Source organism: Actinomycetota bacterium, from assembly GCA_030684515.1.
Taxonomy (GTDB): Bacteria; Actinomycetota; Actinomycetes; order S36-B12; family S36-B12; genus UBA11398.
The window spans coordinates 12772-25098 of the sequence record JAUXVJ010000027.1 but is presented as its reverse complement, the minus strand read 5'-3'; the positions used below and the strand labels follow the sequence as shown (position 1 = coordinate 25098).

The window sequence follows — 12327 nt, the reverse complement described above, 5'->3', positions numbered from 1 at the left end:
GGGTCACGTCCCCCAAGCCTCAGGAGTGCCAGTGGCCCGCGTCGTCGTAGACGTCATGCTCAAGCCCGAAATTCTGGACCCGCAAGGTCGCGCAGTGCAGGGGGCCCTAGGTCGCCTCGGCGTGGTCGGCGTGACCGATGTCCGTCAGGGCAAGCAGTTTGTGATCGAGATCGACGGTGAAGTCACCGTGGAACTGCGCGAGCAACTGCACGCCATTGCCGGGGAGTTGCTGTGCAATCCGGTGATCGAAGACTTCATCCTCGTCGTAGATGAGGCGCAGTAGGAATGCGCATTGGAGTTGTCACATTCCCTGGCTCACTCGATGACGCCGATGCTTCGCGGGCAATCCGGATCGCCGGCGGGGATCCGGTCCCTTTGTGGCATGGTGACGCTGACCTGAAGAACGTTGACGCGGTCGTGCTGCCTGGCGGCTTCTCCTATGGCGATTATCTGCGCTGCGGCGCCATCGCCCGTTTTGCTCCAGTGATGTCAACGCTGGTCGACGCCGCCAACGGCGGACTGCCGGTGCTGGGTATCTGCAATGGCTTTCAGGTGCTGTGCGAGTCGCACCTGCTTCCTGGTGCACTGACCCGCAACGACCATCTGCATTTCATCTGCCGCGATCAGGGCCTGCTTATCGAAGACGCCACGTCAGCTTGGACCAGCAGTTACTCCAAAGGCCAGGAGATTGTCGTGCCATTGAAGAATGGTGAGGGCTGCTTCGTCGCAGATGAGCACACCCTTGATGAACTCGAGGCAGAGGGCAGGGTTGTGGTGCGCTACCTCGGACACAACCCCAATGGCAGCCGCCGCGACATCGCTGGCATTCGCAATGCGCGCGGCAACGTCGTGGGTCTCATGCCACACCCGGAGCACGCGGTTGAACTCCTGACCGGTCCGAGTCTTGATGGTCTCGGCTTCTTCACCAGCATCCTGACTTCGATGGTGAACGCATGAGCGTCGACACCGTTCAGCATGCTGAGCAGTCACCAGATCGGCAGCAGCCCTTTGCTGAACTTGGCTTGAAAGCTGATGAATACCAACGGATTCGCGACATTCTCAAGCGGCGCCCAACAAGCAGCGAACTGGCGATGTACTCCGTGATGTGGAGCGAGCACTGCTCGTACAAATCCAGCAAGGTGCATCTGCGTCAGTTCGGTGAGAAGAAGCCAGAGACCGACAAGCTGCTCGTCGGTATTGGCGAGAACGCCGGCGTTGTCGACATTGGTCAGGGCTGGGCGGTCACCTTCAAAGTTGAAAGTCACAATCACCCGTCCTATGTCGAGCCCTATCAAGGCGCGGCCACCGGCGTGGGCGGAATCGTGCGCGACATCATCTCGATGGGCGCCCGCCCCCTCGCGGTGATGGATCCCCTGCGCTTTGGTCCGGCCGACGCCGCTGACACTCGACGCGTGCTGCCCGGTGTGATCTCTGGCATCGGTGGCTACGGCAACTGCCTGGGCTTGCCAAATATTGGCGGCGAGGTCGTGTTCGACTCCACCTATCTGGGCAACCCACTGGTCAATGCCCTGTGTATCGGCGCCATGCGTCATGAGGACATCCACCTGGCCAGCGCCAAAGGCATCGGCAATCTCGTCGTGCTGTATGGCGCTCGCACAGGTGGCGATGGCATCGGCGGAGTTTCGGTACTGGCGTCAGAGACGTTCAGCGAAGGCGGACCGACCAAGCGCCCGAGCGTTCAGGTGGGTGATCCCTTCATGGAGAAGCTGCTGATTGAGGCCACTCTTGAGGTGCTGCACGCCGGACTCGTTGAGGGCATTCAGGATCTTGGTGGCGCGGGAATCTCCTGTGCCACAAGTGAACTCGCATCCAATGGCGATGGCGGCATGCATGTGTGGCTGGATCGTGTTCTGCTGCGTGACGCCACGCTCACCCCTGAAGAGATTCTGATGAGCGAGTCGCAGGAGCGCATGTGCGCGGTTGTGGCTCCGGAGAATCTGGATGCCTTCATGCTTCTGATTCACAAATGGGAAATCGAAGCGGTGGTGATCGGGGAGGTCACCGGAACTGGCCGACTCACGGTCGAGTGGCATGGCGAGCAGATCGTCGATGTGCCGCCGCGGACAGTTGCGCACGAAGGCCCGGTCTACGACCGTCCCTACGCTCGCCCTGTCTGGCAGGACGCTTTGCAGGCCGACGGTCCAGAGCATCTTGCGCGGCCTTCGACTCCAGCAGCCCTGCGCGAGACTCTTCTGACGATGGTGGCTTCGCCCAATCTTTGCTCCAAGGAATGGATCACATCGCAGTACGACCGCTACGTGCTGGGCAACACGGTGCTCGCGCAGCCCGAAGATGTCGGCATGATCCGCATCGATGAGCACTCAGGTCTCGGCGTTGCGATTTCAACGGACTGCAATGGGCGCTTCACAAAGCTGGATCCCTACACCGGCACCCAATTGGCGCTTGCCGAGTCCTACCGCAATGTCGTGGCTTCCGGCGCTGTCCCATTGGCCGTCACCAACTGTCTGAACTTCGGGTCTCCTGAGGATCCCGACGTGATGTGGCAGTTCGCTGAGGCAACGCGAGGTCTGGCCGATGGCTGCCTGCAACTGGGCATCCCGGTCACGGGCGGCAATGTCTCCTTCTACAACCAGACCGGCGATGTTGCGATCCTGCCAACTCCAGTTGTGGGTGTGCTCGGCGTGATTCAGAACGTTGATTTGCGCACCCCGATCGCGTGGGCGAACAAGGACGAGCGGATCTTTCTGCTCGGTGACACCTTCGACGAATTCGCCGGTAGCGAGTGGGCCAATCACGTGCATGATCACCTCGGCGGAATGCCTCCCAAGGTTGACCTTGAGCTTGAGCGCCTGCTCGGTGAAGTACTTGTCACGGCTTCAAGTGAGCAGATGATCGTTGCCGCGCATGATGTTTCTGACGGCGGCATTGCTCAGGTGCTCGTGGAGATGGCACTGCATTCACGGCTTGGTGCACGGATTCGCATCCCTGAAGACGTCGACCCATTTGTGTTCCTGTTCAGTGAGTCGGCCGCGCGCGCGGTCGTTGCCGCCAGCGGGCTCCTCGCGGGAGCATTCATCGACTACTGCTCGCACCTGGGACTCCCGGTGACCGAGATCGGATTGGTGACTGCAGGGGATTCCCTTGAATTCAGCGGGCACTTCACCATCGGGCTCGAAGAACTGCGCGAGGCCCACACGCGCACGATCCCCGCGCTCTTCGCCTGATGTCGGATGCCATCGCCTCCGCACTCCTTGCGATGGATGCTGGCCAGCCAACGGATCGTGCGATGCTCAAGCAAGCCGTGAAGGACTCCCTGGCGGCTCTTGTCGAGCTTGCCCCAGGGCACAGCGTCGAGATCAGGATCCCGCCCTTTGCTGCAGTGCAGGCCATCCCTGGCGCCAGGCATCGTCGAGGAACACCGCCGGCTGTTGTCGAGACGGATGCGACCACCTGGCTGTTGCTGTGCGCGGGACGCATCACGTGGGAGCAGGCACGCAATGAGGGAAGGGTGCTTGCCAGCGGGGAGCGATCCGACCTGACCCCCTGGCTTCCATTGGCGCTTAACTTAGGTTAGGGTGCCCTAACTTCATTCCCTTTCAGAAAGGCAGTCCTATGAAGCGCTTACGCGCAGTTGCGGCCCTGGCCGTTGCATCCCTGGCCCTTGCTGCATGCAGTTCCACAGCCGAGCCCGAAGCCACCGCCACGGCAACTGAGGGCTCCTCAGGGATCACGGTCTACTCGGGACGCAGCGAGGAACTCGTCGGACCGCTGTTTGCGATGTTCACTGAGCAGACCGGTATCCCCATCAACGCGCGTTACGGCGACACAGCTGAGTTGGCTGCGCAATTGGTTGAAGAGGGCGATGCATCGCCAGCGCAGGTCTTCTTCGCACAGGATGCCGGAGCCTTGGGCGTTGTCGATGCAGAAGGACTGCTCACTGCACTCCCATCAAATGTCGCAACGCTCGTGCCTGAGAACTACCGGGCCCCCAGCGGCAACTGGACTGGCGTGACCGGTCGCGCGCGGGTGATCGCCTATGACCCCCAGCAGGTGCAGGATGCAGATGTGCCGACTTCCGTCTTCGAACTCACGGACAAGAAGTGGGCCGGGCAGGTGGGGATCGCACCGACGAATGCGTCGTTCCAGTCCTTTGTCACTGCAATGCGCGTGAGCCAGGGAGACAAGAAGACCAAGGCCTGGCTCGAGGGCCTGGTTGCCAACGACGCACAGATCTTCGAGAAGAACGGACTGATCCTGGATGCAGTGGATTCAGGACAGATTCAACTCGGACTCGTCAATCACTACTACTGGTATGAGAAGGCTGCCGAAGTTGGCGCGGATGCCATGCGCGCCAAGGTCGCCTTCACTGCGCCAGGTGACCCCGGCACCTTGGTCAATGTCGCTGGCGTTGGCATCCTGAAGTCGGCCGCGGGCAATGCTGATGCCGATGCATTCGTTGCCTGGTTGCTCTCTGATGCGACCCAGCAGTGGTTCGTGGAGAACACTTTTGAGTACCCGCTCATCCCGGGGGTGGCAGCCGTTGATGGGATTCCGAGTCTGGATTCGCTGCGTGGCCCGGACGCTGCGCTGTCCGAACTGGCCGACCTGCCAGGAACCCTTGAGATGCTGCAGGAGGTAGGCCTCTTGTGATGCATGCGCGTGTCTCCCGCTCGCTGCTCGCGCTCAGTGGCGTCACTGCTCTCATCGCAGTGACGCCACTGGCGTACCTGCTTGTGCGCGTGGTTGATGCCGGACCGGTGAAGGTCTGGTCTGCACTCGTGCGTATGCGCACTCTTGAGACGGCAGTCACGAGTGTGGCGCTGGCAGCCACAGTGATCCTCTTGTGCGTGGCGATCGGAGTGCCCGTGGCCTGGGCGCTGGCACGGATGAAGGTGCCGTGGGCCGCGGCTTGGACAGTGCTGCTTGCTCTGCCGCTTGCCATCCCCTCCTATGTGGCGGCGTATGCCTGGCTTGCCGAATTTCCAGGAATGTCGGGGTTCTGGGCGGCTGCCCTGGTGCTGACTCTCGTATCGATGCCGTACGTGATCATCCCGACGACCGTGGCCTTCCGGAATTGCGATGCAGGCCTTGAAGAGGTGGCCCGTACCTTGGGACGTGGCCCGTGGGGGACTTTCTGGTCCGCGTCGATGCCCCAGGCATGGCCGGCTACTGCAGCTGGTGCCCTGCTTGTCGGGCTCTATGTGCTCTCCGACTTTGGGGCCGTCGCACTGTTTCGTGTCGACGCCTTCACGCGCGTGATCTATGCCTCCTATCGAGGAAGCTTTGATCGCACGACAGCAGCAGTGCTGGCTGTGGTGCTGGTGGCACTGGCATTGCTGCTCATCCTGGCTGAGCGACGTGTGCGCGGCCGGACCTCACGCTGGCGAGTGGGCAGCGGAACAAGCAGGCGGGCAGCAGTCCTCGTCCTGACAAGGCTGCAGACACTCGCGGTCATCGCGGGTCTGAGCGTGGTTGTCATTGCCGCCATCGTCATTCCTGTGGTGTCGCTGGTGAGACGCTTGATCGAAGGCAGTCGCCGCCCGCTTGACTGGGGTGAACTCGCGCAGGCAACTCTCAATACCTTTGGTGTGTCGACCTTGGGCGCGATAGCTGTGGTGCTGCTGGCTCTGCCGATAGGCGTGCTTGCCGCTCGGTCTCGGGCGCGCAGCGTCCGCGTGCTTGAGGCGTTGTCCTACACAGGTCACGCCTTGCCCGGCGTGGTCGTTGGTCTGTCGTTGGTCTACTTCACTCTTCTTGTCGTGCCCGGCATCTACCAGTCACTGGCTGCCCTGGTTCTGGCTTACGTCATCTTGTTCCTGCCGAAATCGATCGGAGCCTGGCGCACTTCGGTCGCTGCAGTGCCGCCGGCCCTGGAGCAGACAGCCCGAACCCTGGGCCGCTCGCCGCTGGCGGCCTGGTCCAGCACGACTCTGCGGCTGGTGACTCCGATGGTTGCGGCGGGTGGCCTGCTGGTCTGCCTCACAGCAATGAAGGAGCTGCCAGCCACGCTCATGCTGCGGCCGACGGGATTCGACACGCTGGCGACCGAGCTGTGGAGTCGAACCGAGATCGCTGCCTACGGTGCCTCGGCGCCCTACGCCTTGGCTCTCATCGTGCTCGCTGCGGTGCCGGCATGGCTGCTGACGTGGGCAACTCAGCGCCGAAGCAGCCCTGCGCTTTCTGGTGCACCTGCTGACTTGGCGGGACCATACGCTCGCATGCAAGTCAACGGTACGGTGGATTTGTGACCCGGGTGCTGGTGGACGCCCTCGTCGTGGGCTACTCCTCCTCCCAAGCTGTACTCAATGGTCTGGATTTGGACGCGCCCTCAGGGCGCCTGACCGCTGTGCTGGGGGCCAGCGGTTCGGGCAAGACCACCTTGCTGCGCACCCTTGCGGGATTCCTGCGACCGATGAGCGGCTCGGTGTCATTTGGTGAGCGAGTGGTCGCCGGCCCCGGCTCCTGGATTCCCCCGGAGAGCCGCCGGGTCGGCATCGTGCCGCAGGAAGGCGCCTTGTTTCCGCACCTGGACGTCGCCGGAAACGTCGCATTCGGCCTGCGCGGTCAGGCAGATACCGCCGCCCGGGTCGAGGAGGTCTTGACCAGCGTGGGGATGCAGGGATTCCAGAAGCGCAGGCCGCATGAACTCTCCGGTGGCCAGGCTCAACGAATCGCCCTTGCGCGAGCACTCGCCCCACGCCCTGATGTGGTGCTGCTCGATGAGCCCTTCTCGGCCCTGGACGCAGGCATGCGAACCCGCATCTCTGAGGAGGTCTGCGGGGTGCTGGCTGAACTGCGAACCACGGCAATCCTGGTCACTCACGACCAGCAGGAAGCGCTGGCGCTGGCCGACCAAGTCGCCTTCATTGATGCCGGGACAGTGGTGCAGGCCGCCAGCCCTTGGGAGCTGTACAACGCTCCAGTCGACCTTGCCACCGCTCGTTTTGTCGGTGAGGTCATCGAATTGCCTGCGCGGCGTGTTGATGCTGCTGGTGTTCAGTGCGCTCTGGGCTACGTCGCACTGGCGAATCCCAGCGACACCACGCAGAACGGCATTCTTGTGTTGCGGCCTGAGCAGATCGAACTGAGCGCCGCGGATTCCGCCTCTGGTGCGCCCGGTCGAGCCCGGGTGGTGAGCGCTCGATACCGCGGGCATGACTCGATGGTGCACCTTGAGTTGGCCGATGGACTGCTTGCCGTCGTGCGGGTCCTGGGCCGTGAGCGATATGCGGCAGGCGACGATGTTGTGCTGACCGTTCGCGGAGCGGGTCGCATATTTGCCAGCGCATAGTCGCGTAGGCTGACGGCGTGCGAGGCGACGGGCTCTTATCCCACGATCTGCTTCCAGGTGAGAAAGGCCCACAGGACGCCTGTGGCGTGTTCGGTGTCTGGGCTCCTGGCGACGAAGTCGCAAAACTGACTTACTTCGGGCTGTACGCGCTGCAGCATCGCGGACAGGAATCTGCCGGCATAGCCGTCAGCGATGGCGGCAACATCGTGGTCTACAAGGACATGGGCCTGGTCTCACAGGTGTTCAATGAAGCCAGCCTTGAGTCATTGCGCGGTCACGTTGCCATTGGTCACACGCGCTACTCCACCACCGGTGCCAGCATCTGGGAAAACGCACAGCCAACATTTCGATCAACTGCCACTGGCCACATTGCCTTGGGGCACAACGGAAATATCACCAACACTCCTGAACTGCGGGTACGACTTCGCGAGCTGTCCAAGGATTCCGGTGAGCTGCAGTTCGACAGCCAGATCACGATGACCAGCGACACCGATGTGCTCACTGGGTTGATCGCAGCGCATCCTGATCTCAGCATTGAAGAGGCAGCTCGCCTTGAGCTGCCCAATGTTCGTGGTGCCTTCTCGCTGGTGTTCATGGATGACGATGCCCTCTACGGCGCTCGCGATCCGCAGGGCATTCGTCCGCTCGTGCTGGGTCGCCTCGAACGTGGCTGGGTGCTGGCAAGTGAGACTGCAGCCCTGGACATTGTCGGCGCCTCCTTCATCCGCGAGGTCGAACCAGGTGAGTTGATCACCATCGACGGGCAAGGCCTGCGATCGCAGCATTTCGCGAAGGCTGATCCCAAGGGCTGCCTGTTCGAGTACGTCTACCTCGCTCGACCCGACACGACCATTGCTGGACGCGGTGTGCAGGCGGCACGCGTGGAGATCGGCCGCCGTCTTGCAAATGAGTTCCCAGTTGAAGCCGATCTGGTGATTCCCGTTCCAGAATCTGGTCGCTATGCGGCTATCGGCTATGCGCAGGAATCAGGCATCCCATTCGCCGAGGGCCTGGTCAAGAATGCCTATGTCGGACGCACCTTCATCCAGCCTTCTCAGACCATTCGCCAGTTGGGTATCAGACTGAAGTTGAACCCACTGCGCGACGTCATCGCAGGCAAGCGCCTGATCGTCGTGGACGATTCCATCGTGCGCGGCAATACCCAACGGGCACTCGTGCGCATGCTTCGTGAAGCTGGCGCGCTGGAAATCCACGTGCGCATCTCCAGTCCGCCAGTGAAATGGCCGTGCTTCTACGGCATCGACTTCGCCACTCGTGCTGAGCTCATCGCTACCGGACTGTCGGTCAGCGAGATCTGCAACTCCATCGGCGCCGACTCTCTTGGCTATGTCTCCTTGGAGGCGCTCACTGAGGCCACCACAATCCCGGCCGATCGGCTCTGTCGCGCTTGTTTCGATGGCGTGTACCCCGTGCAGATCCCAGACCCAGAGGTCGTGAGCAAGCAGGTGATGGACGGCATCGAGCGTCGAGTCGTGAAGGCTGCCGAGGCGCAGGGCACTTTGGCCGTGACATTCGAGGCCGAGCCGGTATGACCGGTGCCTCATACGCCGCCGCCGGAGTAGATGTTGAAGCCGGTGATCGTGCGGTCGAATTGATGCGCGCGTCAGTCAGCGCTGCACAACGCCCAGAGACTTTCGGCGACTTCGGCGGATTCGCCGGGCTCTTTGATGCCAGCGCATTGATTAAGTACCGCAAGCCTTTGCTCGCAACTTCCACAGACGGTGTCGGCACCAAGATCGCAGTGGCTCGAGCCATGGGCATCCACAACACCATTGGCATTGATCTCGTTGCCATGGTCGTTGATGATTTGGTCGTCTGTGGCGCTGAGCCGCTGTTCATGACGGACTACATCGCCACCGGGTCCGTGCAACCAGAGCGCATTGCTGCAGTCGTCTCGGGTATCGCTCGCGGCTGTCAGCTGGCCGGATGTGCCTTGCTTGGTGGCGAGACTGCTGAGCATCCGGGGCTGATGGCCCCTGACGAGTACGACGTTGCAGGCGCCGGTACCGGAGTCGTTGAAGCCGATGAGCTGCTTGGACCGCATCGCGTGCTTGCTGGCGATGTCGTCATCGCTCTTGGCGCTTCGGGCTTGCACTCCAACGGCTATTCGCTTGCGCGCTACGTGCTGCTCGGTGATTCTGGGCCTGGCCTGCACGCGCACATTGCTGAACTTGGCCGCACTGTCGGCGAGGAGATGCTCGAGCCGACGGCCGTGTACGCCCTGGACTGCCTTGCCTTGATGAAGAGTGTTCAGGTGCACGCCTTCAGCCATGTCACCGGTGGCGGTCTCGCGGCAAACATCGCTCGCGTACTGCCCATCGATCTTGCAGCTGACATCCAACGACCCAGCTGGCAGCCGCTTGCAATCTTCGAGCTGATTCAGCGCACAGGCAATGTCGCGCAACTTGAAGCTGAGCGCACCTTCAACATGGGCGTTGGCATGGTCGCGATTGTGAGCCCTGATGAAGTCGACGCGGCACTTGCCCTGCTGCACTCACGCGGCCTGACCGCCTGGGTCTGTGGTGAAGTGCGGGTTCGCCAGGACGCAGAGCAAGGCGATGCTGAAGCCAAGGGCGGCAAGGGTGGTGCAGTGACGCTGCGAGGGTCCTACCGGCGCTGATCAGCGCTCGTCAGCCTCGTCTTCGTCGTCCTGTTCGTAGTACTTCGCGTAGGGGTCTTCGTCCTGGTCCTCTTCGACTTCTTCTACGGTGATCTCGGCGACATAGGCAGCCGTCACCTCGCCTCCGGCAAGTTCAGCCTGGAGACGGTCAAAATCGGTCTGCGGGCCCCCATATTTCAGGGCACGGGCAACCTTCGTTTGCTTAGCCTTAGCTCGGCCGCGCCCCATGGCTCGACCCCCTCATCCGGGATCTGCCCCGGCTCATTGGACGGAAAAAGTGCAGCGGGATGCTTCCCCTGCTGCGGTGAGTAGCGTACCTGTTCGCAGCCGTGGTCAGATGCAATGGGTTCTGTTTTGTGGACGATTCCCTCACGAATGGCGCAGAAAGTGCCACGTGATGAATATTTACCGAATAAATCCTCCCAAAGTGCTTGCCGAGGTGCGTGGCGAATGTCACAGTACGTCCCACGTCAGGCACTTTGCCGGGCCGACAGGAGGTTCTCGTGACTGGTCGCGGAGCGGATATCGAGCAACTGCTCACTCCATCAGAGGTCGCAGCCCTCTTTCGGGTCGATCCCAAGACGGTGACCCGATGGGCGAAGGCTGGCAAGTTGACCAGCATCCGCACCCTCGGCGGACACCGCCGCTATCGGGCCACTGAGGTCCAGGCTCTTCTGGAAGTTCAGGGCCCGCTGGCAGTGAACGGCGCCTAAGCTCCTTCTTCGCTTTCAAAGGCGGCAACTGCCGTTGGCAGGGTCGGGAACATGTGCTCCCGACCAATGCGCCCGCCGACCCCATGCAGCATCAGTTCTGCCTCGATCTCTGACGTCACCCGCACCAGGCACAAGCGAATGCCGGAGTTCTCGCAGTGATTGCGCACTCGCTCCAGGGCATCCAGCCCTGTGATGTCGACCTCCACATTGGCCTCCATATTCAGCAGGAGCCAGCGCGGCTTTGGCGCCGCCGATTCAATTGCCGCTTCGCACCTGCTCGCGAAGTCATCGGCATTGGCAAAGAACAGCGGTGAGTCGTAGCGGAACACCAGCAAGCCAGGGATCTGGTGCGCGTCCGGGTAGTCCGTGATGTCATGCCAGCCGGCCAGGCCTGCCGGCTGCCCGAGCACCGCCGCATGCGGACGCGCCACGCGCGTCAACAACTCGAAAATCGATAGCGCCACTGCGAAGAGCACTCCCCAGAGAATGTCAAAGAGCAGCACGGCAGCCGTGGCGACTACGGCCAGGTAGAACTCTCGGTGACGGAACTTGAACAGCCGCTTGAACTCCGGGATGTCGATGAGCTTTGTCGCCGCGTACACGACAAGCCCGCCGAGCGCCGGCAGCGGAAAGCTTGCGAGCAGCCCACCGAATCCAAGCAGCACCACAAGCGCACCGAGTGCTGCAACGAGTGAATACAACTGAGTGCGAGCCCCGGCAGCGTCACCCAGACTGGCTCGGCTCGCGCTGGAACTGACCGGGAAGCCATGGGCTAGCCCTGCGACAATGTTCGTGGCTCCCAAAGCCAGCAGTTCCTGATTGGGATTGATGTGGTGATGATGCCGATCACCGAACATTCGACCTGTCAGCAGGTTGTCGGCATACGCGACGACGAAGATGCCAAGCGCGGGGATCAGCAGCATGCGCACGTCATCTGCAGAAATGCCGCCGAAGGTCATCGAGGGAATGCCTTGCGCAACGGGACCCACAGTTTGGACGCCGCGGTCCTGCAGATCGAAGACGGAAGTGATGACTGCCGAGCCGGTAATGACGACAAGTGCAACGGGGAAGCGCGGAAAACGACGGCTGAAGACGATCAGCAATGCAGCAACGCTCACACCCATTGCAAGGCTTGGCCATGAGACGGTGTCGTCGCGCGCGCTCTGAATGAATGACTGCAGATCAGTGATGAACGAATCGCCGCTGACATCCAAGCCCGTCACCTTGCCGAGCTGACTCATCATCATGATGACGGCCACGCCGGCCATGTAGCCCACGAGTATTGGCTTTGAGAGCGCATCGCCGATGAAGCCAAGTCGCAGCACCCACGCGGCCAGCGCGAACAGCCCGCACATGAGAGCCAGCAGCGCAGCCAGGGCCGCGTATCGCGCCGGGTCGCCGACGGCGAATGGGGCAAGGGTTGCTGCGGTGAGCAAAGCGGTCGTGGATTCGGGGCCGGCGCTGAGCAGGCGAGATGTGCCAACGAAGAAGTATGCGACCAGGGCAAGCACGACGACCCAGAGGCCGACTTGGGCGGGGATGCCAGCCAGAGTCGAGTAGGCCATGACCTGTGGCACGAGATAGGCCAGCACGGTGATGCCACCAACAAGATCACCGCGCACATGTCCGCGCTCGTAATGCCGCAGGTTGGTGAATCCAGTCATGACCCGTGCAGAGGACGAGTCATGACTGCTCACAAG

General features: G+C 61.9%; 12 protein-coding genes. 10 read left to right on the top strand and 2 right to left on the bottom strand.

Annotation, left to right across the window (positions count from 1 at the left end):
• Positions 1-31: 31 nt before the first annotated feature.
• From purS to purM, 9 genes are read left to right on the top strand one after another with little or no spacing between them, the layout of a single operon-like run.
• Complete coding sequence (gene purS, locus Q8M73_11890) at positions 32-283, top strand: phosphoribosylformylglycinamidine synthase subunit PurS (protein ID MDP2289252.1); 252 nt, start codon at positions 32-34, stop codon at positions 281-283.
• Positions 284-285: 2 nt separating this feature from the next.
• A complete protein-coding gene (purQ, locus tag Q8M73_11885; protein MDP2289251.1) occupies positions 286-957 on the top strand; it encodes a phosphoribosylformylglycinamidine synthase subunit PurQ in 672 nt (223 codons plus the stop codon).
• A complete protein-coding gene (gene purL, locus Q8M73_11880) occupies positions 954-3206 on the top strand; it encodes a phosphoribosylformylglycinamidine synthase subunit PurL (GenBank protein ID MDP2289250.1) in 2253 nt (750 codons plus the stop codon). Before purQ ends, purL begins: the two co-directional genes overlap by 4 nt.
• Entirely contained in the window at positions 3206-3556 is a 351-nt protein-coding gene (locus Q8M73_11875) for a sterol carrier family protein (GenBank protein ID MDP2289249.1), read from the top strand. Before purL ends, Q8M73_11875 begins: the two co-directional genes overlap by 1 nt.
• Before the next feature lie 38 nt (positions 3557-3594).
• The gene (locus Q8M73_11870; GenBank protein MDP2289248.1) at positions 3595-4632 is read left to right on the top strand and encodes an iron ABC transporter substrate-binding protein; all 1038 of its coding nucleotides are present in this window, start codon (positions 3595-3597) and stop codon (positions 4630-4632) included.
• The gene (locus Q8M73_11865; GenBank protein MDP2289247.1) at positions 4632-6230 is read left to right on the top strand and encodes an iron ABC transporter permease; all 1599 of its coding nucleotides are present in this window, start codon (positions 4632-4634) and stop codon (positions 6228-6230) included. The genes Q8M73_11870 and Q8M73_11865 overlap by 1 nt, the downstream gene beginning before the upstream one ends.
• Complete coding sequence (locus tag Q8M73_11860; GenBank protein ID MDP2289246.1) at positions 6227-7273, top strand: ABC transporter ATP-binding protein; 1047 nt, start codon at positions 6227-6229, stop codon at positions 7271-7273. The genes Q8M73_11865 and Q8M73_11860 overlap by 4 nt, the downstream gene beginning before the upstream one ends.
• A 17-nt stretch (positions 7274-7290) precedes the next feature.
• Positions 7291-8826, top strand: coding sequence for an amidophosphoribosyltransferase (purF, locus tag Q8M73_11855; protein ID MDP2289245.1), 1536 nt, complete (start codon positions 7291-7293; stop codon positions 8824-8826).
• Positions 8823-9914 (top strand): phosphoribosylformylglycinamidine cyclo-ligase, encoded by a 1092-nt coding sequence (gene purM / locus Q8M73_11850; GenBank protein MDP2289244.1) that lies wholly within the window; start codon positions 8823-8825, stop codon positions 9912-9914. Before purF ends, purM begins: the two co-directional genes overlap by 4 nt.
• Here the strand turns inward: purM and Q8M73_11845 are convergent, their stop codons facing one another.
• Positions 9915-10142, bottom strand: coding sequence for a DUF3073 domain-containing protein (locus Q8M73_11845; GenBank protein ID MDP2289243.1), 228 nt, complete (start codon positions 10140-10142; stop codon positions 9915-9917).
• A gap of 275 nt (positions 10143-10417) precedes the next feature.
• Between Q8M73_11845 and Q8M73_11840 the strand changes: the two genes are divergently transcribed.
• A complete protein-coding gene (locus Q8M73_11840; GenBank protein ID MDP2289242.1) occupies positions 10418-10627 on the top strand; it encodes a BldC family transcriptional regulator in 210 nt (69 codons plus the stop codon).
• Here the strand turns inward: Q8M73_11840 and sulP are convergent.
• Entirely contained in the window at positions 10624-12324 is a 1701-nt protein-coding gene (gene sulP / locus Q8M73_11835; GenBank protein ID MDP2289241.1) for a sulfate permease, read from the bottom strand. The two genes, Q8M73_11840 and sulP, sit on opposite strands and share 4 nt — an antisense overlap.
• Between the last annotated feature and the right edge of the window lie 3 nt (positions 12325-12327).

Coding starts and splice junctions, on each gene's coding strand:
- purQ (MDP2289251.1), top strand. CDS start 286: ATGCGCATTGGAGTTGTCACATTCCCTGGCTCACTCGATGACGCCGAT.
- purM (MDP2289244.1), top strand. CDS start 8,823: ATGACCGGTGCCTCATACGCCGCCGCCGGAGTAGATGTTGAAGCCGGT.
- Q8M73_11875 (MDP2289249.1), top strand. CDS start 3,206: ATGTCGGATGCCATCGCCTCCGCACTCCTTGCGATGGATGCTGGCCAG.
- Q8M73_11845 (MDP2289243.1), bottom strand. CDS start 10,142: ATGGGGCGCGGCCGAGCTAAGGCTAAGCAAACGAAGGTTGCCCGTGCC.
- Q8M73_11865 (MDP2289247.1), top strand. CDS start 4,632: ATGCATGCGCGTGTCTCCCGCTCGCTGCTCGCGCTCAGTGGCGTCACT.
- purL (MDP2289250.1), top strand. CDS start 954: ATGAGCGTCGACACCGTTCAGCATGCTGAGCAGTCACCAGATCGGCAG.
- Q8M73_11870 (MDP2289248.1), top strand. CDS start 3,595: ATGAAGCGCTTACGCGCAGTTGCGGCCCTGGCCGTTGCATCCCTGGCC.